This window comes from Clostridioides sp. LIBA-7678, from assembly GCF_056716065.1.
In genome coordinates, this window is record NZ_CP196987.1 from 338,114 (window position 1) to 365,100 (window position 26,987).

30 protein-coding genes are annotated in these 26,987 nt (G+C 28.2%); 23 read left to right on the top strand and 7 right to left on the bottom strand.

All coding sequences use genetic code 11. The features are described 5' to 3' along the window. Nucleotides 1-2 precede the first annotated feature (2 nt). Nucleotides 3-419, top strand: coding sequence for a DUF3788 domain-containing protein (locus tag ACTG46_RS01930; RefSeq protein WP_054268884.1), 417 nt, complete (start codon nucleotides 3-5; stop codon nucleotides 417-419). A gap of 419 nt (nucleotides 420-838) precedes the next feature. Here the strand turns inward: ACTG46_RS01930 and ACTG46_RS01935 are convergent, their stop codons facing one another. Next, on the bottom strand, nucleotides 839-1,231 hold the full coding sequence (locus ACTG46_RS01935) for a winged helix-turn-helix transcriptional regulator (RefSeq protein WP_054268887.1): 393 nt from the start codon (nucleotides 1,229-1,231) through the stop codon (nucleotides 839-841). Nucleotides 1,232-1,371: 140 nt separating this feature from the next. On the opposite strand from ACTG46_RS01935, the gene ACTG46_RS01940 reads away from it, so the two are divergent. Both ACTG46_RS01940 and ACTG46_RS01945 read left to right on the top strand, forming a co-directional pair. Further along, a complete protein-coding gene (locus ACTG46_RS01940) occupies nucleotides 1,372-1,767 on the top strand; it encodes a pyridoxamine 5'-phosphate oxidase family protein (RefSeq protein ID WP_074179328.1) in 396 nt (131 codons plus the stop codon). Nucleotides 1,768-2,168: 401 nt separating this feature from the next. Then, complete coding sequence (locus ACTG46_RS01945) at nucleotides 2,169-2,375, top strand: hypothetical protein (protein WP_054268889.1); 207 nt, start codon at nucleotides 2,169-2,171, stop codon at nucleotides 2,373-2,375. Nucleotides 2,376-2,444: 69 nt separating this feature from the next. Here ACTG46_RS01945 and ACTG46_RS01950 read toward each other — a convergent pair whose 3' ends face one another. From ACTG46_RS01950 to ACTG46_RS01965, 4 genes are all read right to left on the bottom strand, one after another. Further along, nucleotides 2,445-3,815 (bottom strand): MATE family efflux transporter, encoded by a 1,371-nt coding sequence (locus ACTG46_RS01950; RefSeq protein ID WP_219673470.1) that lies wholly within the window; start codon nucleotides 3,813-3,815, stop codon nucleotides 2,445-2,447. A 367-nt stretch (nucleotides 3,816-4,182) separates the two neighbouring features. After that, nucleotides 4,183-4,392: a helix-turn-helix transcriptional regulator gene (locus ACTG46_RS01955; protein WP_054268891.1), complete on the bottom strand. Its 210-nt coding sequence runs from the start codon at nucleotides 4,390-4,392 to the stop codon at nucleotides 4,183-4,185. 4 nt (nucleotides 4,393-4,396) lie between these two features. After that, on the bottom strand, nucleotides 4,397-4,708 hold the full coding sequence (locus ACTG46_RS01960) for a DUF6442 family protein (protein ID WP_054268892.1): 312 nt from the start codon (nucleotides 4,706-4,708) through the stop codon (nucleotides 4,397-4,399). 221 nt (nucleotides 4,709-4,929) lie between these two features. Continuing rightward, nucleotides 4,930-5,496 carry a sugar O-acetyltransferase gene (locus ACTG46_RS01965; protein ID WP_187130380.1) on the bottom strand — a complete coding sequence of 189 codons (567 nt, stop codon included), beginning with the start codon at nucleotides 5,494-5,496 and terminating at the stop codon, nucleotides 4,930-4,932. A 317-nt stretch (nucleotides 5,497-5,813) separates the two neighbouring features. On the opposite strand from ACTG46_RS01965, the gene ACTG46_RS01970 reads away from it, so the two are divergent. From ACTG46_RS01970 to ACTG46_RS02060, 19 genes are all read left to right on the top strand, one after another. Then, the gene (locus tag ACTG46_RS01970; protein WP_054268893.1) at nucleotides 5,814-6,248 is read left to right on the top strand and encodes a helix-turn-helix domain-containing protein; all 435 of its coding nucleotides are present in this window, start codon (nucleotides 5,814-5,816) and stop codon (nucleotides 6,246-6,248) included. Between the two features lie 224 nt (nucleotides 6,249-6,472). Further along, nucleotides 6,473-7,567 (top strand): helix-turn-helix domain-containing protein, encoded by a 1,095-nt coding sequence (locus ACTG46_RS01975; RefSeq protein ID WP_407811989.1) that lies wholly within the window; start codon nucleotides 6,473-6,475, stop codon nucleotides 7,565-7,567. Between the two features lie 4 nt (nucleotides 7,568-7,571). After that, complete coding sequence (locus ACTG46_RS01980; protein ID WP_054268895.1) at nucleotides 7,572-7,772, top strand: PLD nuclease N-terminal domain-containing protein; 201 nt, start codon at nucleotides 7,572-7,574, stop codon at nucleotides 7,770-7,772. Further along, on the top strand, nucleotides 7,769-8,689 hold the full coding sequence (locus ACTG46_RS01985) for an ABC transporter ATP-binding protein (protein ID WP_479923493.1): 921 nt from the start codon (nucleotides 7,769-7,771) through the stop codon (nucleotides 8,687-8,689). The genes ACTG46_RS01980 and ACTG46_RS01985 overlap by 4 nt, the downstream gene beginning before the upstream one ends. Further along, nucleotides 8,686-9,444, top strand: a complete 759-nt coding sequence (locus tag ACTG46_RS01990; RefSeq protein WP_479923494.1) for an ABC transporter permease — start codon at nucleotides 8,686-8,688, stop codon at nucleotides 9,442-9,444. The genes ACTG46_RS01985 and ACTG46_RS01990 overlap by 4 nt, the downstream gene beginning before the upstream one ends. Before the next feature lie 401 nt (nucleotides 9,445-9,845). Further along, nucleotides 9,846-10,919 carry a DUF362 domain-containing protein gene (locus ACTG46_RS01995; protein WP_074179325.1) on the top strand — a complete coding sequence of 358 codons (1,074 nt, stop codon included), beginning with the start codon at nucleotides 9,846-9,848 and terminating at the stop codon, nucleotides 10,917-10,919. Between the two features lie 69 nt (nucleotides 10,920-10,988). Next, the gene (locus ACTG46_RS02000; RefSeq protein WP_054275688.1) at nucleotides 10,989-11,252 is read left to right on the top strand and encodes a hypothetical protein; all 264 of its coding nucleotides are present in this window, start codon (nucleotides 10,989-10,991) and stop codon (nucleotides 11,250-11,252) included. A gap of 207 nt (nucleotides 11,253-11,459) precedes the next feature. Next, nucleotides 11,460-12,437 carry a biotin synthase BioB gene (gene bioB, locus ACTG46_RS02005; RefSeq protein WP_479923495.1) on the top strand — a complete coding sequence of 326 codons (978 nt, stop codon included), beginning with the start codon at nucleotides 11,460-11,462 and terminating at the stop codon, nucleotides 12,435-12,437. A 219-nt stretch (nucleotides 12,438-12,656) separates the two neighbouring features. Next, a complete protein-coding gene (locus tag ACTG46_RS02010) occupies nucleotides 12,657-13,679 on the top strand; it encodes a LacI family DNA-binding transcriptional regulator (protein WP_236730030.1) in 1,023 nt (340 codons plus the stop codon). 41 nt (nucleotides 13,680-13,720) lie between these two features. After that, nucleotides 13,721-14,614 carry a ribokinase gene (gene rbsK / locus ACTG46_RS02015; RefSeq protein ID WP_054268901.1) on the top strand — a complete coding sequence of 298 codons (894 nt, stop codon included), beginning with the start codon at nucleotides 13,721-13,723 and terminating at the stop codon, nucleotides 14,612-14,614. A 47-nt stretch (nucleotides 14,615-14,661) separates the two neighbouring features. Beyond that, nucleotides 14,662-15,624, top strand: coding sequence for a substrate-binding domain-containing protein (locus ACTG46_RS02020; RefSeq protein WP_054268902.1), 963 nt, complete (start codon nucleotides 14,662-14,664; stop codon nucleotides 15,622-15,624). A 53-nt stretch (nucleotides 15,625-15,677) separates the two neighbouring features. Further along, nucleotides 15,678-17,189 carry a sugar ABC transporter ATP-binding protein gene (locus ACTG46_RS02025; RefSeq protein ID WP_054275692.1) on the top strand — a complete coding sequence of 504 codons (1,512 nt, stop codon included), beginning with the start codon at nucleotides 15,678-15,680 and terminating at the stop codon, nucleotides 17,187-17,189. Next, nucleotides 17,173-18,171 (top strand): ABC transporter permease, encoded by a 999-nt coding sequence (locus ACTG46_RS02030; RefSeq protein WP_054275693.1) that lies wholly within the window; start codon nucleotides 17,173-17,175, stop codon nucleotides 18,169-18,171. The genes ACTG46_RS02025 and ACTG46_RS02030 overlap by 17 nt, the downstream gene beginning before the upstream one ends. 41 nt (nucleotides 18,172-18,212) lie before the next feature. Beyond that, the gene (locus ACTG46_RS02035) at nucleotides 18,213-19,475 is read left to right on the top strand and encodes a M20 family metallopeptidase (RefSeq protein ID WP_054275694.1); all 1,263 of its coding nucleotides are present in this window, start codon (nucleotides 18,213-18,215) and stop codon (nucleotides 19,473-19,475) included. A 19-nt stretch (nucleotides 19,476-19,494) separates the two neighbouring features. Beyond that, nucleotides 19,495-20,238 (top strand): glutamine amidotransferase, encoded by a 744-nt coding sequence (locus ACTG46_RS02040; RefSeq protein ID WP_054268906.1) that lies wholly within the window; start codon nucleotides 19,495-19,497, stop codon nucleotides 20,236-20,238. Between the two features lie 162 nt (nucleotides 20,239-20,400). Continuing rightward, complete coding sequence (locus ACTG46_RS02045; protein ID WP_479923496.1) at nucleotides 20,401-21,786, top strand: M20 family metallopeptidase; 1,386 nt, start codon at nucleotides 20,401-20,403, stop codon at nucleotides 21,784-21,786. Between the two features lie 217 nt (nucleotides 21,787-22,003). Then, nucleotides 22,004-22,843 carry a DUF5685 family protein gene (locus ACTG46_RS02050; protein WP_054268908.1) on the top strand — a complete coding sequence of 280 codons (840 nt, stop codon included), beginning with the start codon at nucleotides 22,004-22,006 and terminating at the stop codon, nucleotides 22,841-22,843. Beyond that, nucleotides 22,833-23,273 carry a hypothetical protein gene (locus ACTG46_RS02055; protein ID WP_074179321.1) on the top strand — a complete coding sequence of 147 codons (441 nt, stop codon included), beginning with the start codon at nucleotides 22,833-22,835 and terminating at the stop codon, nucleotides 23,271-23,273. The genes ACTG46_RS02050 and ACTG46_RS02055 overlap by 11 nt, the downstream gene beginning before the upstream one ends. A 10-nt stretch (nucleotides 23,274-23,283) precedes the next feature. After that, nucleotides 23,284-23,781 (top strand): hypothetical protein, encoded by a 498-nt coding sequence (locus ACTG46_RS02060; protein WP_479923497.1) that lies wholly within the window; start codon nucleotides 23,284-23,286, stop codon nucleotides 23,779-23,781. Nucleotides 23,782-23,965: 184 nt separating this feature from the next. On the opposite strand, the gene ACTG46_RS02065 is transcribed toward ACTG46_RS02060, so the two are convergent. Beyond that, a complete protein-coding gene (locus ACTG46_RS02065; protein WP_479923498.1) occupies nucleotides 23,966-24,694 on the bottom strand; it encodes an HAD family hydrolase in 729 nt (242 codons plus the stop codon). A 124-nt stretch (nucleotides 24,695-24,818) separates the two neighbouring features. Between ACTG46_RS02065 and ACTG46_RS02070 the strand changes: the two genes are divergently transcribed. Beyond that, complete coding sequence (locus ACTG46_RS02070; protein ID WP_479923499.1) at nucleotides 24,819-25,907, top strand: hypothetical protein; 1,089 nt, start codon at nucleotides 24,819-24,821, stop codon at nucleotides 25,905-25,907. Between the two features lie 249 nt (nucleotides 25,908-26,156). Here the strand turns inward: ACTG46_RS02070 and ACTG46_RS02075 are convergent, their stop codons facing one another. Further along, nucleotides 26,157-26,942 (bottom strand): EFR1 family ferrodoxin, encoded by a 786-nt coding sequence (locus tag ACTG46_RS02075; protein WP_167641072.1) that lies wholly within the window; start codon nucleotides 26,940-26,942, stop codon nucleotides 26,157-26,159. Nucleotides 26,943-26,987 lie beyond the last annotated feature (45 nt).

The following is a 26,987-nucleotide window of genomic DNA, read 5'->3' on the forward strand; positions in this document are numbered from 1 at the left end:
ATATGGATTGGCAAGATATGTTTTTTCAAGATAACAAACCAACACCTGAGCAAATCAAAGAGTTTATCAATAATCCATTATGGGATAATCTAAATAATGCTTTGATTTCAACTTATAATGTAGAGCCTAAGCTTGAATACAGTAAATGTTCAATGCAAAGAGGTTGGAATGTAAAATACAAAAAAAGGGGTAAATCATTGTGTACTTTATATCCACAAGAAGGTTCCTTTAAAGCTTTGGTTATTGTAAATGAGAGTAATAGAGTGGAAGTTGACTTATTTATTAATACTTGTTGTGATTATATCAAACAAATATACAGTGAGATAGATTTTTTTAATAGTAGTAAGTGGTTAATGATTCAAATAGATAATATATCTGTATTGAATGATACACTTGAACTGATTAAATTTAGAGCTTAATACATAAAACAGGATGACTTATATAAGCATCCTGTTTTTATATTAATTTTAGTAACTTATATGAATTAAATTAGTTTTTGTATCTTAATTTTTCATAATATTATATAACTTGAATTTACTAAGTATTATTTAAACTGATTTGATATAGAACTTAAATACATATTTTTTCCTTAAAAGCTAAAGATATTAAATTGAGAGATGAAGATATAAGAAGGATTGAAAATGCTATAGACAAGAATAAAATTTTAGGTGCAAGTTTTCCAAATATGAGATTTAAGAATGGCAAGGGAGTTAAGTAGGGCAGTATTCATATTTAAGTTTTAAGCCACTCTGTATAATGTGAACTGTCTCCTAAGAGGAGTATAGTTCATAAAAGAGTGGCTTTTTGTAATCAATTAAATAAACTAATATACTTCAATTTATTTTATTTTTCGACATTCCTTACAATTAAGTCCACATATGCTTTTTTCTTGCATATTTATGGCTCCCCAATTAGCAAATTGTTGTAAAATAGGTACAATACTTTTACCTTTACTTGTCAATGTATATTCAACTTTTGGAGGAATTTCATTATATTGTTTACGATTAATAATACCATCAGACTCTAAGTCTTTTAATGATTGAGCTAGCATAGTGTTTGTAATTCCATCTAGTTTTCTTTTTATGCTACTATATCTAATCGGATTATCAACTGCCAACATACATATAATAGGTAATTTCCATTTACCACCAACAATATCTAGTGCATAACGTATTGGACAGGTTAATTCTTCAATCTTTGTAGTCGTATTTTTTTCATTATCTAAACTCATTATAATTACTCCTTATCTATAGTAGTATCTTTTTTATACTTTATCAGAAAAAACTGCATACTTGTTTTTTTTGTATTTTATATTAAAATTATATCAAAGGATAATCCTTAATACAAGTATTTAAAAGGGGTGTAAAAATTATGAAAGTATTAGAATTTTTGAACAAAGCAGGAGTTTATTATTTAGCAACAGTTGATGAGAACAATCAAGCGCATGTGCGTCCTCTAGGATTTGTTATGGAATATGATGGGAAACTTACATTTTGCACATCTAATCAAAAAGATATGTTTAAGCAACTTATTTTTAATCCAAAGCTTGAGATTTGCTGTATAGACCAAAAACTTAATACTCTACGTATTTTGGGTGAAGCAGTATTTGTTACATCAAAAGAAACACAAGCTAAGGCACTTGAAATAATGCCAAGTCTAGGTCAGATGTATTCTGTAGGAGACGGTAAGTTTGAAATATTCTCTATTGATAAGGCAAAAGTTAGTTGCTGTTCAATGAGTGGTAAAAAGATTGATGTAGAGCTTTAATTATAATGGAATTGATATCCATAGTGAAAATAAAGAAAACGTTATTACTGAAATAATGACAAATTTAACTTAGATGCAATAAAAAAATTTAAGTAATGAATTTGTAAAAATATTTAGTTATTAGATTTGTATTTCAACAATGACATATTGTGTTGAATAATTACATAATAAAAATAAGAACAATTAAAATTTATTTTCTGATGGAGTAAACTTCCTTTAAAAAATAGTTTAACTATTAGTGACTTTTCTTAAATATGAATAAAATATGATAATTATAAAAAATTGCTACTTATTATTTGTATATTTTTCTATATAAATAATAAGTAGCATGACGTTATAAATTAATAGTGATAGAATATAAACTAATAGATAAGATATAATTTTAAAAGGAGTGATATGAAGTGAGCAAATATAGTTCTTTATGGGAATATGTCAAGAAATCTGGTAATCAATCATTTAAATTAAATTTTGAAGAAATAAAAGATATTGCAGGGATAGAGATAGACCATTCGTTTTTGAAATATAAAAAAGAATTAAATGAATATGGATATCAAGTAGGAAAAATCTCTTTAAAAGAGAAGACTGTTATTTTTAATAAAATTGATTAATATATTAATAATTACATATAATAAAATAATTTGTATTGACTAACATTAAAATTAAAAATAAAGTAAATCTTATATAAGACTTACTTTATTTTTAGTTGATTCTTTTTTTAGTTTTATACTATAAGGTATATATAAAACTGCACCTATTAAAAATGTTATAATTTCTGTTACTGTCATAGACCATATTAGCCCATCAAGTCCATAAAAATAGTTAAGCAATATTACTATAGGTATATACAATCCACCTTGGCTTATAGACATTATACCTGTTTCAACGCCTTTTCCTGATGCTTGATATATTGTCATAAATAAGGATGTAACTCCATTGAATAAGGCAGATACTAGCATAGCTACCAATACATACGTTCCTATTTCAATAACTGATATATCAACTGAGAATGTTTGTATTACTTGAGTTCTAAATATATAAACAACTCCTGAAAATACAACTGCGATTACAAATATGAATAAAGCAGAATACTTTATACTTTCTTTTAAACGAGGTATATTCTTATTAGAAAAATTATATGCTATAAGTGGCATTACACCTAAAACAATACCCATAACAAAGAATTCTGGAATTTGAGCAATTCTAAGTGCTATACCAAAACTAGCAACTATGTTATTTCCATATTGCATAGAGTAATTATTGGATAATAGTGTAGTCACAATTAAGAAAGAGCATTGGATTAATTGGGATACACCAACTTTATATATTTCAACTTGGCTATTTATGCTGATTTTTATGTAATGTAAAAATCCTCTAAGGTTCTCGCTTTTAACATTTAAATACCAAACATAATAAGCACTAGAAGCAATATTAGAAAGCACCATTGATAATGCAGCACCATATACGTGCATATTAAGAACCAGTATAAATAAAACATCTAATATGATACTAATTATTACACTTACAAACATACCATACATAGATTCTTTTGATGCACCTTCAGACCTTACAATTTGCTCAAGAGAGAAGTTCAATACAATAGAGAATCCACCAACAAATAGTGTAATCGCATATTGTTTTGTATATTCAAATGTAGCCATATCAGAACCTAATAATTTAACAATAGGATTCATTAGTAAGTAACCAATTAGACCTATCAATAGACCCGTTATAATACTTGCATAAAAAGTATATCCAGCAATTTTCTTGGCTTCATCACTATTATTTTGTGCAATTAGCCTAGTTATGAATGTACTGCCACCAACACCAAACATATTTCCAAAAGCCATTAGAATTGTAAATATAGGGAGTCCCAATGTTATTGCACTAAGCATAGCTGTGTCATGAACTAATCCTATAAAGTAGGCATTAATTACATTATAAATAGTTCCAGCTGACATTCCTATCATCATGGGAATAGATAAATAAAGAATAGTTTTTTTTATTGGTTCTTCTTTTAAATATTTAATATTTGATTTTTCATTTTCCATGTTATCCTCCTAAATAATATAAATTATAATGATAAGGCACCTTATAAAATATATTATACAGGTACCTTAATAATTTCGCAACACATTTCTTAAGGTACCTGTATAATTGCGCTATATTTGGGTAATATATAGACTTAAAATTGAGTTTTTTTAAAACAGAAGAGGCTCTAATAAATATGGAATATAAGGTATTAAGGAGATGGATGAGACTTTAAAATAAATAAAAGAGTAAAGTGATAAGATAATAAATATATAATCATTTACTCTTTTTGTTTTATTTATATAAATCTTTTTATTTTAAATTTTGGAAGTTAATAAGATATATAATGACTACAGTTTCTTTTATATTTTATGGCTACAATAGATTTTATTCAAAGTAAAATAAATCCTCAAATTTTTTATCTAGAGCTATACATAAAATAAGTGCTAATTTTGCTGTTGGGTTAAACTGACCTGTTTCTATTGAACTAATAGTGTTTCTTGACACACCAACCATTTCAGCTAGTTGACTTTGAGATAATTTTTTCTCTGTTCTTACTATTTTTAAGTGATTTTTTAATATTAATTCTTCATTCATATGCTTACCTCAATGATGATAAAACAAAATTAGTCAATGAGAATATAGTTGTAATTAAGAAACCAATAGCCAAAATCAAATTCTTTTTTTCATGTGTGAATTGGTATTTTGCTATATTTTCAGCAAGACCAAATGTCCAAAATAAAGCAGATACTGCATCACTCTTTTGTCCAATAAAGGTGTTAAATATTACAATGAAAGCGAAGACACATGTGAAAATTGAATATCCTATTTTTCTACCTTTATTTTCAATGTACTCTAATCCTTCATCTTTATTGGATTGACGACTCTTACTTAAGATTTCTTCTTTATTCATATGAGACACCTCCTAATTAGATGCCAAGTTTACTTTGTATTTTAATTATATCATGCCAAGTTTACTTGTCAAGAACTTTGACAATAAAACTTGGCATAAATATGATATTAATCAATAAAAAAAGACAAACTTAATTAAATTAAGAATGTCTTTTTTTATTGAAACACTATAATAATATTCTATTAATCCAACAACTAAACTTCAACTTAGAATCTAATAATCTAACATATATTCTTTATTATCTTAGCAGGTACACCTGCAACAACAGTATTTGGAGGTACATCTTTTGTGACTACTGCTCCTGCTGAAACAACAGCATTTTCACCTATTGTAATACCTGGCATAATCATTGCTCCTGCTCCTAACCAAGCATTCTTCTTTATAACTATAGGTGTAGACACAGTGGAATGCCTTTTAGATGGTTCTAAAGGATGATTTATTGTTATAAGATTTACTTTAGGTCCAATAAGTACATCATCTTCAATCGTAATGCCACCTCTATCCATAAATGTACAGGCATGATTAATAAATACATCCTTTCCAACTCTTATATTTTTTCCAAAGTCTGTGAAAAATGGTGGTATTAAATATAAGCTTTCATCAACTTCAACACCTGTAAGTTTAGAAAATAATTTTCTTATTTCTTTTTTAGTATGATACGAGTTATTTAGCTCAACAGTTATTTTTTTAGCCCTTTCTATTACATATCTTATTTTATCCATATCTGGGTCAGAATCTGAAATTACTTCGCCAGATTTGTCTCTCTCAAATATATCTATATTACTCATAAATTTCCTCCTATTGATTTTACTTACAAACTGTACAATATCTCTACGTAAAACTCATTATGTTTACTCAACTCTTAAATAGAGTATACTACTTGGAGTTAACTACAACACAAGCCTTTTTTATATTATTTAAGAATAAATAATTGATTATTATTAAAAACTGTAATTAAACATTAATATTAGTCTTGTCCATATAGAATGTTTCATTATGTATGTAAACTAAAGTTTACATATTTCAAACCTTACTTTGTAGAACAGTTGAGTTTAATACTTTATAATTAAAATATAATTATTTTAAATTGAAAGGGGTTTAATATATGAATTTAGGAGACAAGATTACAAAACTAAGAAAGAAATATAATTATTCTCAAGAGTTGTTGGCAGAAAGACTAAATGTATCTAGACAAACTATTAGCAAGTGGGAATTAGGGCAAGCTAAGCCAGACTTAGAAAATATAAAAAATATATCAAAGCTATTTAATATTACTTATGATTACTTGATTGATGAAAGTAATTTATGTTCTAAAGATATAACTGATAATATTAGTAAGGATGTTGACTGGACAAAAGCATGGAGCTCTAAGTATCCTATTTTAGAAGCATATGTTGATATAGAGGGGATAGAAAGGTATCAAATAGCTATTGAAGAATTATATTCAAGATTTGAAAAAGAATACAAGATGAGCAATGAGAATAATGTACTTATATTAAAAGATATTTTATACAAGGCGTTTAAAAAGCATGATAAATAAAAACTATATTTGGATATATTCATCTGTGGTTTTGTATAAAAATGTGGAAATAGTTGGGATAAATAAAAAATTATATAAATTGAATTTAAAAATATATTTAAGCAGGTATCTAAGATACCTGCTTATTTGTTTCTCTATGGTTGATTTTTTCATCAAAAGTCAACTTTAAATCGCTTGTTAGGTTCATGGATTTAAGGATATAATTATACAAAGGAGGCGTTGATATGAATGAATTAAACATTGCAAAAACACTGATTTTAAAGCGTAAAGAAAAAGGAATTACACAAGATGAACTTGCAAATTATATAGGTATCTCTAAAGCCTCTGTATCTAAATGGGAAACTGGGCAAAGCTATCCTGATATCACTTTTTTGCCACAACTCGCGACATATTTCAACATTACAGTTGATGAATTAATTTGTTACGAACCGCAAATGATTAAGGAAGATATTAATAAATTATATCAGCGATTGTGTAAAGATTTTACTGTTAAACCATTTGACGAAGTTATGGATGAAATACGAGAAACCATAAAGAAATATTATTCATGCTTTCCTTTGATTTATCAGATGGGTGTTTTAATAATTAATCATTATGACCTTGTAGATGAAGAAAAACGTGAACTATTAATTAGTGAAGCATTAGAAATTTTTATTCGAATACGAGAAACAAGTGATGATATAGAAATTTGTCGTCAGTCAAAAGGTATGGAGGCAACCTGTTATATCTTGTTAAATCAACCTATAGAAGTTATCGACTTATTTCAAGATAGCAATTTTCCCATGGTAAATGAAAGCATACTCCTTGCACAGGGACAAATGATGAATGGTCAAATTAGTGAAGCTAATGAAACGTTACAGATAGGAGCATATCAGAATCTTACGTTGTTAGTTCAAGATTTAGTGGGACTTCTGCAAAACTCAGATAAATCACAAATTGAAGAAATAGAAAGACGTATTTTAATGATTTCAGATACTTTTGACCTTGATGCATTATCTCCTGGCATTATGTTTTCTGTATATTTAACACAGATACAAATGAATTTAATACATGGAAATACTAAAGGAGCTATTAAGTCATTACAAAGATATGTAGATTTGGCAATGAGTGATATATATCCAATTATGCTACATAGTGATGACTTTTTTAATCATATCGATGGCTGGATTTCTGAGATTGGAACAGGTATTACACGTGATGATACAATTGTAAAGGCAGGTATTGTTGCTGCTATTAAGAATAATCCTATGTTCTCTGTATTAAATGAGAACAAAGAATACAGATTTCTTATAGAAAAATTATCTTTATTGGAGGAATAAAATTATGGAAAATTTAATGGAAAATTTACCACTGTTACTTCCTATTATTATTTTAAATTTAATACTCGTAATTACTGCACTTATTCATATAATAAAACATCCAAATTATAAAGTTGGTAATAAGGCAATATGGATTCTTTTAGTGTTATTTATAAGTATAATAGGCCCAATTTTATATTTCACTATAGGGAGAGGTGATGAATGATGAATATTGTTTCAATAAATGGGTTATCAAAAAGTTTTGGTAATCGAAAGATAATAGATAATCTAAATCTTACTGTACCAGAAGGGTCAGTTTTTGGCTTTGTAGGTAAGAATGGTGCAGGCAAGACTACAACAATGAAAATGGTGCTTGGGTTACTTGAAACAGATAGTGGAACTATAAATGTTTGTGGTGAGAAAGTGACCTATGGAAGAACAAGTTCTAATCGCCATGTAGGTTATCTACCTGATGTTCCAGAGTTTTATAACTATATGAGACCACTTGAATATCTTTCTCTTTGTGGAGAAATCACAGGGCTTTCAAAACAAGAAATAAAGTTAAGAAGTGAAGAGTTGTTATCACTTGTAGGACTTGGAAATGAAAAGAAACGAATAGGTGGATTTTCTCGTGGAATGAAGCAACGTCTTGGGATAGCTCAAGCATTACTTTCACGCCCTAAATTACTTATTTGTGATGAACCAACAAGCGCACTTGACCCTGTTGGTAGAAAAGAAATATTAGATATTATGTTTAAAATCAAAGACTCAACAACCGTAATATTTTCAACACATATACTGTCTGATGTTGAAAGAATTTGCGACCATGTTGCTATATTAAATAACGGAAGCATTGCTCTTAGTGGTACACTTTCAGAAATAAAAAGTATGCACGGAAAAGATAGACTTTTATTGGAGTTTTCAAGTAATGATGAAATCCAAGTATTTAAGTCTAGTAGTAGGATGAAATCCTTACTTAAAGATTCAGAAGAGACTAATATGGAAATTATTTTCCATGGTAAAGATATAAAATCAATACAACAAACAGTCATATCTACACTTGCAGAAATGAATCTTTGTCCAATAAAGATGGAATTAATAGAATTGTCACTTGAAAATTTATTTTTGGAGGTAGTAAAGTGAGAGAATACATAGCATTTACAAAAAAAGAATTTGTAGAGAACGTAAGAAATTACAAATTATTTAGTCTGATTACTTTATTTTTAATATTTGGAATAATGAGTCCTCTTTCTGCTAAATTTATGCCAGACTTAATTGCTCATTTTGCCCCAACGTTAAAAGTTACTGCTTTACCAACTGCTTTAGATTCTTGGACACAGTTTTCTAGTAATATCTCTGGTCTTGGAATGAGTTTAACTCTAATTATTTTTTGTAATATTTTATCAAACGAATATTCTAAAGGAACACTTGTCATTATGTTGACTAAAGGATTGTCACGTTCATCTGTAGTATTATCTAAATTTTCTATTGCAGTAATTATTATGACCATTGGTTTCTGGCTGAGTTTTTTATGTACTTATGGTTATACAATGTATTTTTGGCCAACTGCAAATCTTAATCATGTTGTATTTTCAGCATTTAACTTATGGATAATTGGTATTATGTATATTACTATATTAATTCTTGGATGTGTACTATTTAGACCAGCATTTGCAAGTGTATTACTTGTATTAGTAGTAACCCTTGCTTTGAGTTTAATTTCTATTCCTAAGCAGATTGCACCTTATACCCCTAATTTCATATTATCAAAAAATATAGATTTGATTTCAGGGAAAGTGACAGCTCCAGAATTTATTATTCCAATCATTGTAACAATCATTATTTCAATAGTGTGTCTGTTATCAGCTGTTATTTTATTTAATAAAAAACCAGTTTAATGATATCTTCATTATAAATATAAATAGCAATATATTGTGTAGAAATAAACTTAATAATGTATAAGAATATATCTAAGCAAAAAAGACTTGAACTTAAGTTTCAAGTCTTTTTTTGTTTTACTTCTACTCATTCTATTTTATAATAATTAAATTATTACCTTAAGAAATTATTTAAAAATAAAAAGGAGATAGATTATAATATAGTGATTATCAGTTATTTAAGATATGCTATAGTATATAGAGCCTAACTAGTAAAAAGTTAAAACGGTGTAGTAAGGAGTTAAAATAATATTGTTTTTATTAAATAAAGATAAGAATCTTTAATTGTGGTAAAATATACTAAAAAATCACTTTAAAAGTGATAAAATTAATTCAAGTAAATATTTTAAAGGGGTGTAGATATGGAAAAGTCAAAAGTATATTTTTGTGACTTATACTCAAATTCGCAAAATAAAAATGTGCCAAACAATGTAAGAAGATTATTTGATACAGCAGGATTCAAAGATTTAATAGGAAAGAATGACCAAGTAGCAATCAAACTTCACTTTGGAGAAAAAGGAAATACTACATATATGAGTCCTGTAGCAGTTAGACAAGTGGTTGATAAGATTAAAGATTGTGAAGGAAAGCCATTTTTGACAGATACAAATACATTATATACAGGGAGTAGAACAAATTCTGTAGACCATCTTACAACAGCTATAGAAAATGGTTTTGCCTATGCAGTGGTAAATGCGCCAGTAATAATTGCAGATGGATTGTACAGTAGAAATTATGAAAATGTACAAATAGATAAAAAACATTTTGAAAGTGTGAAAATAGGTGGCGAAATTTATAATTCTTCTGCAATGATAGTAATGAGTCATTTTAAAGGTCATGAAGCAGCAGGTTTTGGAGGAGCATTAAAAAATTTAGCTATGGGGTGTGCAAGTGCAGCAGGAAAGCAAATGCAACATTCTGATGTTACGCCAGTAGTAAAAGAGAAGAAGTGTATAGGATGTGGAAAATGTGTTAATTCTTGTCCTACAAAAGCTATAAGTATAGTAGATAAGAAGGCAATTATAGATTCTGATGTGTGTTATGGATGTGGAGAATGTCCAACTGTCTGTCCAACTAGAGCAGTAACTATACAATGGGAAAGTGACTCAGATGTGTTTGTTGAAAAGATGGCAGAATACGCTTATGGAGCAGTATCAAACAAAAAAGATAAGGTAGGATATATAACTTTTGTCATGAATGTAACTCCACTTTGTGATTGCGTGCCTTGGTCAGGTAGACCGATTGCACATGATATAGGGATATTAGCATCAACAGACCCAGTAGCTATTGAACAAGCATGCTATGATTTGGTTTGTAAGGAAATGGGTCATGATGTGTTCAAACATGAGCATCCTCATGTAAATGGAACTAGAATAATAGACTATGCATGTGAAATGGGAATGGGAAATAAAGAATATGAATTAATAAAATTATAAGAATAGTAGGACTTAAATGCATATAATTATTGTAAGAGAAATTTAAAAGTATCAAAGGAGTATGCATTTATGAAAATTTACTATGAGAAAGAAAATAGCAAGAAAGCTAATGTAAACAATATCCCAAGTGTATTTGCATTTAATTTTCTAAGAAACTTTTTAACTAGCAAAGAGTATGAGGAAACTAGAAAAGAATATTTTATAAATAATCTAACAAAAAATCAGGTTAATCAAGCTATGAAGGATTTAAAATGGCTATTTAGAGAGTATGAAGGTTTAGAGGTTGTTACAATGGAAAGCTTGGATGGAGTTAAGACAAGGATAGTTTTGTAAATTAATAAGAATAATATTTAATAAAAAATACTGCTTTAATAGTGATATGTATAAATATATTATACGAATACTATTTTAAGGCAGTATTTTTTTGCTTAATAGTAAACTTGTATATGAGATAAGGTTGACTAATAAATACTACCTATGTAATACTATATATAATAAGTAAACTATATAAATAATATAGGTTTACGAATAGGAGGGTATATGGAAAAATACATAATTAAATTAAAAAATAAAGTCTTGGATGGAAAAGAAATAAATTATGAAGAAGCTCTTAGTTTAATAAGCCTTGATACAAATAACAAAAATATTCTTGATATATTATTAAAATCTGCAAATGAAATAAGAGAAGCTTTTATGGGAAGAAGAGTGGATTTATGTACAATAATGAATGCTAAGTCTGGCAAATGTAGTGAAGACTGCAAATTTTGTGCACAATCATCCCATTATAAAACTGGGGTAGATGAATATTCATTGCTCGAGTACAATGAGATTTTAAGGAGAGCTAAAGAAATGGAAAGTAAAGGAGTACATAGATTCTCTTTAGTTACAAGTGGTAAAGGTATGACAGGAAAAGAGTTTAATGATATTTTAAATATCTATGAAGGATTAAGAGAAAATACTAATTTAAAATTATGTGCATCTCTAGGTATTATAGATTATGAGCAAGCTAAAAAGCTGAAATTAGTAGGTGTGACTACATATCATCATAATGTCGAGACATCTAAAGATAATTTTGATAATATATGTACAACACATACTTATCAAGACAGAATAAGAACAATTAAAGAAGCTAAAAGGGCTGGATTAGATGTATGTGTAGGTGGAATAATAGGGATGAATGAAAGTAAAGAACAAAGACTACAAATGGCTTTTGAAATACGAGAATTAAATGTCAAATCAATTCCAATAAATATTTTAAACCCTATTAAGAATACTCCTATGGAAGCTTATGATATATTAGAGCCTATGGAAATATTAAAAACAACAGCAGTATTTAGATTCATAATTCCCAATGTATACATAAGATATGCTGGAGGAAGGCTATCTTTAAAAGGGTATGACAAAATTGGATTTAATGGTGGTGTAAATTCTGCAATTGTGGGTGATTATTTAACAACTGTCGGAAATGGAATTGAAAATGATAAAAAAATGATTATAGAACAAGGACTTGAACTTTAATAAAGATTACTTAAATTAATTAATGTACTTTTAAATAATTATAAAAGTATATTAATTTTTTTTTGTATATTAATATAAATATTAAATTTGAATTATAAATTGCAATATTATGAAAAATAAGAAAAATATCAAAATTTATATAAAATAGTTGCAAAGGAAAAAAGGATGTGCTAATATCTAGGTAACCGGTTAAGTAAAACGGTTTCCTAAATTGTGGGGGTGAACTTCTTGAGTATTACTATAAAAGAAATTGGCGAATTGGCTGGTGTTTCTAAAACAACTGTGTCAAAAGTCATTAATAATAAAGATGAAAATATAAGTCAAGCAACAAGAGAAAAAATTTTAAAAATAATGAAAGAAAAAAATTATGTACCAAACAAACTAGCACAAAGCCTAGTAACTAAAAAAACTAACACTATAGGGCTTCTTATACCAGATATCCGAAATCCATTTTTTACAGATGTATCAAGAGGAGTGGAAGACAAGGCTAATGAAGAAGGTTACAACATAATTTTATGTAATACGGATGAAGATGCCAAAAAAGAATATGAAGGGATAAGAACATTATCAGAGAGAATGATAGATGGAATTATCTTTGCAGCTTCTTCAAATACAAATTGGAAAGAGGCAAATTATAAAGACATAAAAATACCAACTGTATTAATTGATAAGAAAATAAGTATGAACAAAGAAACTTTAAAAGGAATAGTTAAAATAAACAACTTTGAAGGTGGATATATAGCTACAAAACATTTATTAGATATTGGGAGTAAGAAAATAATATACCTAAGTGGTCCTCTTCAAAATGAAATAGCAGTAGATAGATTAGAGGGATACAAAAAAGCATTAATTGAGTGTAATTTAAGTTACAACCCTGATTATGTATTTGAAGGTAAGTATAAAATTGAATGGGGACAGGAATTTATAAAAAAACTGGAAAAAATAGATTTTGATTCAATATTTTGTGCAAATGATTTGATTGCAATAGGTGTTATAAGAGGGCTTAAAGAAAGAGGATTAAATATACCGAATGATGTAAATGTTGTAGGCTTTGATGATATTCAGACAGCTAGCCTAATAAGTCCTTCTCTTACAACAGTGAGACAGCCATCTTATGACATAGGATACAAGGCTAGTGAGATACTGATAAATTGTTTAAGAGGAGATAAAAAAGAATCATTTGATGAGTTGATTTTTAAGCCAGAATTAGTTATAAGAGATTCAACAAAAGATAATAAATAGCAACATTCGAGACATAAATAGATATGTAAAGGAGTAATGTAATGGGAAACATAGTTGTCATAGGAAGTGTAAACATGGACATGGTATGTTCTGTAGATAAAAGACCAGAAAAAGGAGAAACAGTACTAGGTAATAGTTTTTTTACGTCACCTGGTGGAAAAGGTGCTAATCAAGCTGTTTCAGCATCTAAGCTAGGAGCAAATGTGAAAATGATATCATGTGTAGGTGAGGATAGCTTAGGAGAAGAGTTAATAAGAAATTTTAGAGATAATAAAGTTGATTATAGCTTAGTATCTAGAAATAAGCACAAAAGTTCTGGTGTTGCTGTCATAACACTATGTGAAAATGATAATAGTATTGTTGTTGTGCCAGGGACTAATGAATTAGTAGACATAGAATTAATTAAAAAGAATGAAGAAGAGATAAAGAATGCAGACATAGTATTACTACAATTAGAGATTCCATTAGAAACAATAAATTATGTGGTAAATTTCTGTTTTGAAAATAAGATAAAAGTTTTGGTAAATCCAGCACCTGCAATAAAATTAGATGAAGATATAATAGAAAAAGCAACTTACTTAACACCAAATGAACATGAATATAAAATAGTTTTTGATACAGAGGAAGAGATAGAGGAAGTATTAAAAAAATATCCTAATAAACTTGTAATAACAGAAGGAAAAAATGGAGCTAGATTTTATGATGGTAAGGAAATCAAGCATGTATCTTGCATAAGAGTTGATGTCCAAGACACTACAGGAGCAGGAGATACGTTTAATGGAGCATTGTCAGTGGCTATAACAGAAGGTAAAAATCTATATACAGCAGTGGAATATGCAGTAGTAGTATCAGGTCTTTCTGTAACAAAGTTGGGAGCTCAATCTGGTATGCCTTATAAAGAAGATGTTGAAAAATATTTAAATATTAATAAATAGAAATCCAATTTGTTCAAATTTAAAACTATTAAAAATGGAGGTTAATTATGAGAGTGAGAAAAATTTTATCTTTAGGAATTGCTGGAACACTAGCAATAGGAATGTTAACAGGATGTTCAATGGAAGGGCCAAGCAAGTCAGATAATAAAAGTGGCTCAGATAAGAAAGATTTAACTATAGGAGTATCTACAATAACTCTTCAACATCAATTTTTTATAGATATTGATGAGGGAATCAAAGAAAAAGCCAAAGAACTAGGCGTGAAAGTCATAGTAAATGACCCAGACCAAGACGTGGCAAAGCAAACATCAGCAATAGAAGATTTTATACAACAAAATGTGGATGGAATGATAGTACTTGGAACAGATAACTCAGCTATAGTACCAGCTGTAGAGGGAGCATTTGAAAAAATGCCAGTAGTGACAGTGGATGCTGTATTAAATACTGAAAATATTACAAGTTATGTAGGAACAGTTAGTTATGATGCTGGTAAAAAATTAGGGGAATACACTAAAAAGTACATAGATGAAAAATTAGGTGGGAAATCAGAAATAGCAATAGTAACAGATTTAAAATCTCAAATACAAATGCAAAGAATAGATGGATTTAAAGATGCATTAAAAGGCTCAGCAAATGTTAAGATATTAAACTCACAACCAGGATATGATAGAGAAGAATCTCTTAATACAGTTGAAAACTTAATTCAATCTAATCCAGATGTAGATATAATATACGCAACAGCTGAAAATAGTGTACTAGGAGCTAAAGCGGCACTTGAATCTGCAAAGAATAAAGATGTTAAGATTGTAGGATTTGACTTAACTGAAGAAGCAGCAAGTGGAATAACAGATGGAACTATTCTTGCTATGATTCAACAACAACCTAAGGAAATGGGACGTTTAGCTGTAGAAGCAGTAGTAAAAGCTATAAAAGGTGAAAAAGTAGAAAAAAATATACCAGTACCAGCTTTACTTTATGATAAAGAAAATATAAAAGACTTTAAGAATTAGTAAAATAAAATGAGATTATATGAAATAAATCCTATTTAAAAAGGAGTGTCATTATGAGTAATACAATTCTGAAGTTAAGTAATATTGCTAAAGAATTTCCTGGTGTCAGAGCATTAGATAATGTTAATTTTGAGTTACTTCATGGTGAAGTTCATGCACTACTGGGTGAAAATGGTGCTGGTAAATCAACTATGATAAAGATTTTAACTGGTGCACATCCAAAAACTTCTGGCAAATTTGTCTTTGAAGGTAAAGAAATAGAGAATATATCACCAGATGTTTCTAAGAAGATAGGTATAAATGCAATCTATCAAGAATTAACAGTATTTGATGAATTGACAGTAGCACAAAATATTTTTATGGGAAAAGAAATAAATGGCAAAGTCTTAACTAATGATAAAAAAATGAATGAAGAGGCTAAAAAGATTTTTGACAATATGGGGATAGATATAAATCCAAATGGTTTAGTTAAAGAGCTTAGTATAGCTCAAAAGCAAATGGTAGAAATAGCTAGAGTTTTATCATCAGAAACCAAAGTATTAATAATGGATGAGCCTACATCTTCAATAAGTAAAAAAGAAACTGAAATACTTTTTAGACTTATAAATGATTTAAAATGTAGTGGAGTTAGTATAATATATATCTCTCATAGAATGGAAGAGCTCTTTGAAATTTGTGACAGAATAACTATAATGCGAGATGGGAAAACGATTTCGACTCTAAATACTAAAGAAGTATCATCTGAGGAAGAATTAGTTAACTTAATGATAGATAGAAAGCTAGACCAATTTTTCCCTAAAAGAGATGTAGAGATAAAAGAAGAAGTTATGAGAGTGGAAGATTTAACTAAGAACAACGTCTTCAATAACATAAGTTTTAACATAAGAAAAGGTGAAATATTTGGAATAGGTGGATTAGTTGGAAGTAAGAGAAGTGAAATAGTAGAAGCTATATTTGGGCTTAGAACATATGATTATGGGAAAATATACTTAAATAATAAAGAGATTAAATTTAAAACACCATCAGATGCAATTGAAAATGGATTAGGATTAATAACAGAAGATAGAAAAGGTACTGGATTGTTTTTGCAGATGAGTGTAAAAGAAAATACAACTATGGCTGGATTAAAGAAAATATCTAAGTTTAAATCAGTTATAGACAGAAAAAAAGAAAAAGAAGTACTAGAAAAATACATAGAAGCATTAAAGATAAAAACACCACATATGAATCAAGTTATACAGAGTTTAAGTGGTGGGAATCAACAAAAAGCTATAATAGCAAGATGGCTTTTATTACAGCCAGACATATTAATTATGGATGAACCAACTAGAGGTATAGATGTAAATGCTAAAGCAGAGATATACAATCTAATGGGAGATTTAGTAGAGAGTGGTGTAAGTATCATAATGATATCTTCCGAAATACCAGAATTAATATCAATGAGTGATAGGATAATGGTTATGAGAGAAGGTCATATAAGTGGATTTTTAGAAGGTGAAGAAATGGTTGAAAATAATGTATTAAAATTGGCTTTCGGAGGTAAAATTAATGAGTTCAATAACTAAGCATAGAGAAGATAATTCATCTCCATTATTAACAAAATTAACAAGTGCATTTAGAGACCAAGGGAGTGCAGCTATAGGACTTGTAATAATTTTTATAATAATGAGTGTGGCTTCATCTAATTTTTTAACTTTAGATAATTTAATTAACGTTGGAAGACAAATATCAATAAATGCAATACTTGCAGTAGGTATGACATTTGTAATAATTACTGGAGGGATAGATTTAAGTGTAGGAGCAGTAATTGCCCTAGTAGGTACGTTTTGGGCTACAACAGTAGTAAATTATAATGCACCTATATGGGTAGGTATGATACTTGCCTTGGCAATAGGAACAATATTAGGAGTTATAAAAGGTGCAATTATTTCAACACAAAAACTGCCACCATTCATTGTAACGTTAGCCATGTTGACAATAATAAGTGGAGCAAGCTTTGTATTTACAGGAGGAAGACCTATATCAGTAAATACAGATGCATTTAAGATGCTAGGTAGAGGATATGTTGGGCCGATACCAATACCAGTTATAATTATGATTATAGTTGTAATAGTTGGCCATTTTCTATTAAAAAGAACCAATTTTGGACGTCATGTACATGCAGTAGGTGGAAATGAAGAAGCTGCTAGATTATGCGGAGTAAAAGTAAATAAAGTAATAGTAAAAGTATATGCACTAGCTGGATTACTAACAGCATTGGCTGGAATAATATTATCATCACGTTTAGCATCAGGTTCACCAACTGTTGGAGATGGAGCAGAGTTGGATGCTATAGCAGCAGTTGTACTTGGTGGAACTAATATGATGGGTGGTTCTGGCTCTATAGTAGGTACATGTATAGGTGTTGGGATAATAGGAATATTAGGAAATGGTCTAAATCTATTGAGTGTATCTTCATATAATCAAATGATTATAAAAGGGTTGGTAATGCTATTTGCTATATGGATAAATAATATAAAATTAAAAAAATCAGCTAAAGCTAAATAATGGTTATACTTTAAATGAAAAAATAAATCTTAGGGGGAAATATGAAAAAAATTCTCTTAGATACATTAAATAATAAAAAACAAGAATACATAGATTATTTAAAAGAACTTGTAAGTATAAAGACTGAAGATATTGGTCACGGAATACTAGGTGGATTTGAAAAAGAGGGACAAGAATATATTGAGAAACTTGCAAATAACATAGGTTTTAGTGTAGATAGACAAGACATGAGTGAAGAGCTAATTAAAAAAGCAAAAGACACCTATAAAGAAGGAAATCTAGGTCACAATTATAAAGATAGATATAATTTAATTTGTAAATACAGTGATAATTTACCTGGGAAGACAATCGTATTTAATGGTCATGTAGATACTATGCCACCAGGTGATATAAGTAAGTGGAGATACAATCCATATTGTGGTACAGAAGATGATGGTAAGATTTATGGTCTTGGAACTGCGGATATGAAGTCTGGACTTATAGCATCACTATTAGCTATAAAACTTATAAAAGATAGTGGTTTAAATGTACCTGGTAATGTAAAGGTAATGTCAGTAGTAGATGAAGAAGGTGGAGGAAATGGGACCATAAATGCAGTTATGAATGGAATTGATGGAGATTACTGTGTAATTTGTGAACCATCAGAACAGAATTTAATAATTGCACATATGGGATTTGTATTCTTTGAAGTCGAGGTTAAAGGTGTATCTCTTCACTGTGGTAGTAAGTGGGAGGGTGTAAACGCAATAGAGAAGGCTATGTTACTGCTTCAAGATATAAAAGAATTAGAACATAACTGGCTTATGATATATAAGCATCCACTATTACCTTCGCCTACAATAAATTTGGGTGTAATAAACGGTGGAACAGCAGGCTCTACTGTGCCAGATAAGTGTGTATTTAATTTGTGTGTGCACTTCTTACCAAATATAATGAGCTATGAACAAGTTGTAAATGATGTGACTGATGTTATAATGACAAGGTCTAATGGAGATTTGTGGCTTAAAGACAATAAGCCAAATATAAATATATATCAATCAGGATTAGGTTTTGAGATGGATAAAAATTCTGATTTTGTAGTGAATGCACATAAAATACTAGAAGATGTTTTAGAGAAAAAATTAGAAATAAAAGGTTCGACAGCTGGAAATGATGCAAGATTGATGAAAAACTTAGCTGAAATACCAACATTAATATTGGGACCAGGCTCAATAGAACAATGCCATTCAATAAATGAGTATGTTGAAATCAATGAGTATTTAGACAGTATACTTATGTATGCAAGTCTAATATTAAACTTATAAAAGTAGGAGGATTATATAAATGAAAAAAGTATTAATAGTAGGGGAATCTTGGGTAAAAAATATAACTCATATAAAAGGGTTTGATACATTTGTTACAACTCACTACGAAGAAGCTGTAAAGTGGTTAAAAGAAGCAATAGAATCTGGAGGATATGAGACAGTTCATATGCCTGCACATGTAGCAGCAGATAGTTTCCCATATACATTAGAAGAATTAGATGAGTATGATTGTATAATATTGTCTGATATAGGTTCTAACACTTTCTTACTATCTAATAGCACTTTTATAGATTGTAATAGTAATCCAGATAGACTTGAACTAATCAAAGAGTATGTAAATAATGGTGGAGCATTAATTATGGTAGGTGGATACATGTCATTTACAGGTATAGATGCAAAAGCTAGATTTGGAGAAACTGCTATAAAAGATGTATTACCAATAACTATGATAGATAAAGATGATAGAGTAGAAAAACCAGCAGGAATAATTCCAGTAGTTGTCGATTCTGAGCATCCAGTATTGAAAGATATTCCAAAAGACTGGCCGAAGTTTTTAGGATATAACAAGACAGTTGCCAGAGATAATTGTCCTGTATTAGCAACAATTGGAGGAGACCCATTTGTGGCAGTTGGGGAGTTTGGAAAAGGAAAATCTGCTATATTTAGTTCTGACTGTGCACCTCATTGGGGACCTAAAGAATTTACTGATTGGAAGTACTATAATAAATTATGGGTTAACATGCTAGACTGGTTAACATGTTAAAAATTTTATAAAATTTGAAAACCTCTTACTTGATAAAGTGAAGCTTACAAGTCAAGAGGTTTTATTTTATAGAATGATTATAAAGTAGAATATATTTTAAAATTAGCTATTTTAATTAGTTAAGTATAAAGTATCTGATTTAAGGAGGATTATACAATTAATATGAAAGATTTAAATAAAAAATTTTTAATGCAATATATAGATGAGATACAAGAAGAGTTAAGGGATATATCAGATAAGATATGGGAAAATCCAGAACTTCAATATAAAGAATATTATGCTTCAAACTTACAAAAAGAATATTTAAGAAAGTATGATTTTAATATAGATGAATTAGAAGGTATGGATACAGGATTTGTAGCTAGTTATGGAGAAGGTAAACCAGTTATAGCAGTTTTAGGAGAATATGATGCTTTGGATGGTTTATCTCAAAAAATATCCATTACAAAAGAACCTATTTTAGAGAGTGGTGCAGGTCATGGATGTGGACATAACTTACTTGGTACAGGTTCAATGGGGGCTGTAGTTGCGATAAAAGAACTAATCAAACTAAAAAAGATTAAAGGAACTATAAAGTACTATGGGTGTCCCGCAGAGGAAGATTTGTCTGGAAAGGTATTAATGATAAAAAAAGGTTTTTTTGATGGGATAGATTGTGCATTTAGTTGGCATCCATTTGATATAAATACTCCAATAAGGATTCCAACCCTTGCTAATTATTCTGTAAAATTTAGATATAATGGAATTAGTGCTCATGCGGCACAAGCTCCTTATAATGGAAGAAGTGCACTTGATGCAGTAGAACTTATGAACATAGGTTGTAACTATTTAAGAGAGCATATATTTGATAGTTGTAGAGTACATTATGTAACTACTAATGGTGGAAAAATGCCAAACATAGTTCCAAATTTCGCAGAAGTATGGTATTACATAAGAGGTGTGAAAATGGAACATGTAAGAGATGTATTTGATAGAGTGGTTGATATAGCAAAAGGAGCAGCACTGATGACAGGTACTAGTATGGAATATAATATTATAAGTGGAGTATATGACTATATTCCAAATACAATATTAACAGATATTCTATCACAAAATATGAAATTGATAGGAACTCAAAATTATGATGAAAATGACTACTATTTTGCAGAAGAATTAGCTAAAACAGTTTCTATAGATAAAAGAATTAGTGTTTCTAGTGTATTAAGTGGAAACAAAGATATTACTAGAATGGCTTTACATGATGAAGTTACAGATGATACTTTTACTCATAATAACTGTATATCATTATCATTAGATATTGGAGATGTTAGTTATATAACTCCTACAGCACAATGCTCTTGCTCAGTTTGGCCTATTGGCATTTCTGCTCATACATGGCAATCTTGTGCTAGTGCAGGTTCTAATATGGGATTTAAAGCAATGTTATTAGCATCTAAAGCTATAGCATGTTCAATAAGTGATGTAATGCTTGATGAATCTATTGTAGGTAAAGCAAAAAAGGAATTAAAGGATACTATAGGCAATTTCGAATATATTCCAATTATCTAAAAATCAAGTTAATGTAAGTAAGATTATGTGCATGAATTAGTATAAGTATATAATTTAATATTATTTTTAACTTAACCTTCTAATTATTTTCAATCTAAGATACAATGATTAGAAGGTATTTTTAAAGTTTCTTAGAATACTGTAAATTATATAATCTTGATAAAAAGTGTTATACTATATATAATTTATATAAAAAGTAGTACAAAAAGGAGTATTTATGTTTGGATATGTTAAAATAAACAAAATGGATTTAACATTTAGAGAATATGACCATTATAAAGCTTATTACTGTGGTCTATGTAAATATTTAAAAAGAAATCATGGAGAAATCTCTAGATTTTCTCTGAATTACGATATAACATTTTTAATTATTTTATTAACTTCAGTATATAAGCCAGAATCTATAAATACAGAGGAAGCATGTATAGTTAATCCATTTAAAAAGAAAAAGGTAATTACAAATGATATTACAGAATATGCAGCAAGTATGAATATTCTTTTAACATATTATAAATTGGAAGATAATTTAATGGATGATAAACGCATAAAAGATAAATTAGCATATTATATATATAAAAACAAATTAAACTTAGCATATGAAAAGTATCCCGAAAAAGCAGAGTATATAAAACAACAGCTAAATGAATTAAATAAGTTAGAAAAGGAAAACAATATAAATATAGATGAAGTATCTAATACATTTGGAAATATAATGGGTGAAGTGTTTGCCTATAAAAAAGATGAAAATGAGAGAAACTTAAGAATGATAGGCTTTAATATAGGTAAGTATATATATCTACTAGATGCATATGAAGATTTAGATGAAGATTTTAAGAAAGGAAGATACAATCCTTTTATAGAATATGTAGATAAAAACGATGAGTTAAAACAAAAGGTAAAAAAAATAATTGTAACATCATTGGGATTTTTAGCTAGAGGAATTGATAATTTAAATCTAAATACAAATGTCGGGATAATAGAAAATATAATTTATTCTGGTGTTTATTTAAGATATATGAATATATTAGAAAGCAGAGGTGGAAAGAATGTACAGTAATACTTATAATAATGAAAACTTTATGAGAGCAAGAGCTTTTATAGAAAATAGTGAATTTAGAAAAGCATATGATTTTTTAAAGTCGTTGAGTGACAAGTGTGCAGAATGGTATTATCTAACTGGTTTTTCTGCAATGAACATAGGATATTATGAAGAAGGAGAAGACTTCTTAAAAAGAGCAAAATTTATGGAGCCAGAAAATCATGAATATAGTGAGGCACTTAGAAGTTATACAGAATATAGAAATGAATATAACAATAGAGCTGATAACTATAATAGAAGAAGACGTAATGATTTAGGTGGATGTTGCTGTTGTTGTGATGATTGTTGCTGTTGTCTAGGTGATGATTGTTGTGAAAACTGTGCTAAACTTTGGTGTCTAGATTCATGTTGTGAATGCTTTGGAGGAGATTTAATAACTTGTTGTTAGGATGATAAATATGAGTATAAAAGTTGCTTATGGAGGAGTTTTATTAGCATTAAATGTGATATTGTTGACTCTTACAAATATTATTCCTATAAATACATTGTTCATTATGGGAGTAGCATCACTTTTAGTATCAATTGTAATAATGGAATGGGGATTTAAGAGTGGAATTGCTTTTTATATAGGTTCTATAGTTTTGGGATTTATAGTGATGGTAAGTAAGTCTCAATGGATTGTGTATTCACTTACATTTGGAATATATGGTATTGCAAAATATCTTATAGAAAAAGATAGGGCAATATATATTGAATATTTCATGAAGTTAGTATTTGCAAATATAATGATACTTATATTGTATTTTTTATTAAGAACAATAGTTTATATCCCAATAAATATTTTTATTATAGGTTCATTTGAAGTAGCCTTTATAGTATATGACTATGTTTATAGCTCTTTTATAAGTTATTACAATAATAAGCTAAGAAAGATGCTATTTAAAAATAAGAGTTGATTTTTATATTTAATTTTAATGGAATTGTAATTTAAATAAATATAAATAATGTATCTAAATATGTATTTATATTTAAAAATAAATTTAATATATACTTGGTATTAATATATAAAAAGCTTTGATTTTTAGTCAAAGCTTTTTATATATTAGATAGAATGGTTTATTTTAAAAGATATAATATAAATTAAATATCTACTATATTTACATCTGTAGATAAAGAGTAAATAATATCTTTTCTTTCTACTATTATTTCAACATTTTTAGAAATTTCATTATCAAGTGATATTTGAGCTAAAAGTTCCTTTGTTGGATTTATTGCAATTGGATTTCCAACTCTTTTTAACATATTTATATCACCATTAGTATCACCATAAGCATATGAGTTTGATAAGTCTAAATCATACTTTACAACAAAATCGTTTATAGCATTATTCTTACTTATAGAATCCCACATTGGAATAACTGTTCCTGTAAATATACCATTTTCAAATACATAGTCACTTCCTAGAAAATCAGTTACATTATATTTTTTTGCCATTTTTTCAACCAGAAATCCAGGGCTACCAGATATGAATATGACTATATGACCTTGATTTAGATGCCAATCGATTCTTGAACGTGTGTATTTATAAACTCTATCTGCTTTTAATTTAATTACTTGGTCACTTGTAAAATTAATACAGGTTTTATCTAATCCTTTTAATGAATCGACATAAAGGTCACATATTTCCAATAGATAATCATCATAATTACCTTGTCTTTTATCCCAATCCATAAAAGTGTCTCTAGCATGTTTATACCAATTTTTTTGGTCAATTATATCGTATTTAATTAATTTCTTAAAATGTTCAACCATAAGAGAGTCTCTATAAAGAGTACCATCTATATCAAAAAAAGCTGCTATATTTTTCATAAGACCACCTCAATTAATCATTTCCTTATATTATATTATAAATTGTATCTAAGTTGTTAAAATATATGTATAATAATTTATATATTAAAAAACAAATATTTTAAAGTCTAAAGGGTGTGATTATATGAATTTTAATTTTGCAAAGGTTACGAATTCTAGACTTATGGGTAGTTTAGGTCTTATAATAAATTGGATAGATGATAAAAATAATCACTTCTGTCAATATTTTCTATTAGATGCAGAGGGATTAGGTTTAGCAGATTATGTAAGTTTAAAAAATCCAACACAAGAAGAAGCTTACATGGAAGAAGAAAGATTAATGGGCGGATTTGGTTCAGATAGAGTTGAATTAACAAAGGATGAATCTTTGTTTTTAGTCTCTCATTTTGGGAATAAAAATCTTTACTATGACAAGTTATTGCCAGGAGATAAAGTTGAGTACATTGATATTATAAAAAATTATAAAACAAATTTAACTATAGAAAAATTATATAACAAAATATGTAAAAGAGTTGATGAAGAAGTTGAATTTATAAACTACATGACTATGCGATTTATAGCATGGGATAGGGAAAGTTTAAAATATTTTTCTGGTAGTGATGAGATTGCAAATATGCATATTACAAATATAAATGGCACATTGCTCAAAAATGTGGTAAGTGGTAAAGGTCAAGGTAGGTATATAAGTGAAGCCTTATATGAAGACAATGATGGATATTATATCTGTAAAATTGCTTTTTGTATAAGTAAATGTAATGAAACTGGTTTTAAGATTAATTCTTTATTGGTAACAGATAAAGAAGCAATGTATGATTTTGAGGTATTTGATGAGATTTCTAAGAATGAATTTGTAAGTGTTTATAGTGTAAACTCATCTGAAGAATTTGCTAAAGTATTTTATAGAGATAATCCATTTTTATTAAAAAGTTATATGAATGAAGGTATATTTTTTACTAGATTTAATTTTAATAATGACCATGTTAAAGAAAATGTGTATATAATAAATAATGATATGAAAGCTATATATTACTTAATGGGAAATAAACTTTTTATTGGCACTTATAATGAAAATGATTGCAATTATATTAATGAGATAAGTCAAGCTAACTATAGTAAATATATAAAGTTTGAAGAGAATTTTTTCTTTGAACAAAATGCGTTATATGATTTTGCAGAATCAGGTTCAATAGATTTTGATGATTTTTTGGAATAATATTTTTGGGCATTATTTAAGCGAGATTAACTGAATTTAATCTCGCTTAAATTAATTTCTATAATATTGGGGGAATATTATGAGGAATACATTTATTATTGTGGTCAATTATTAAAATTTTATACAGTTTATTAGAAAAATAAAAAAATTTATAATTCTCCTCATATTATTTACCAATATTAATTTTTAGTATGTATTATATATACGAGTTAATTTACAAGATATTAAATACATTTTATTTTTTAATCTCTATTTTTTTGTGAATAGGTTAGAATCATACCAGTTATTAAAACGGATAAATTTAAATGGTTGATGTATATTAATTGCATTTTCAGGACAATTATAAATACATCTCATACACAAGCAACAACTCCAATTAAACTTAACTTTATCTTTTGTAATATTTATGTTGTGTTTAGGACAATTATTGGCGCATTTAGAACAGTGTATGCAATTATTTTTGACATAAAAAAATTTACCTAAGATATGAGCTCCATACCATTCTGACCTACCAATAAAGGATAGTGTTTTTACTAAAGTGCTACTATTTGGAAGGTATGAAATTCGATTAATTAAATTATGTACAGTATTATGTATTTCTTTATCTGCTTTATCAATAAGCTCTCTTGTTTTTGTATCATCATATTTGACCATAAAATTTGATGGCATAGCAAACAATTTATTATAAAATACTTTGAAACCTTTAGCATCTAATCTTTTGATTAATAAATTTGAGGACGCATAATTCATATGATTGTCTTCACCTGCTGTATGTATTATAAATGTATCCATAGAGTGTGTGTTAGGCAAAGTTTTTACAAAATCTAATACAATCTGAGGTGCATTAAAAGAATGTACAGGGTAAGCTATTCCTACCATATCATATGATGTCAAATGAATTTTAGATTTTTTAATATTTTCTATTTTTGTACACTCAACACAAAATTGTTGATTTTCAAATTCTTGCTTTAGTTTATTAATTATATATTCTGTCATGCCAGTTCCAGAGAAGTAAAACATACATAATTTATTCAAAGTGATGCCTCCTATTAAATATAATAGTAGCTTGTTAGAGTCATT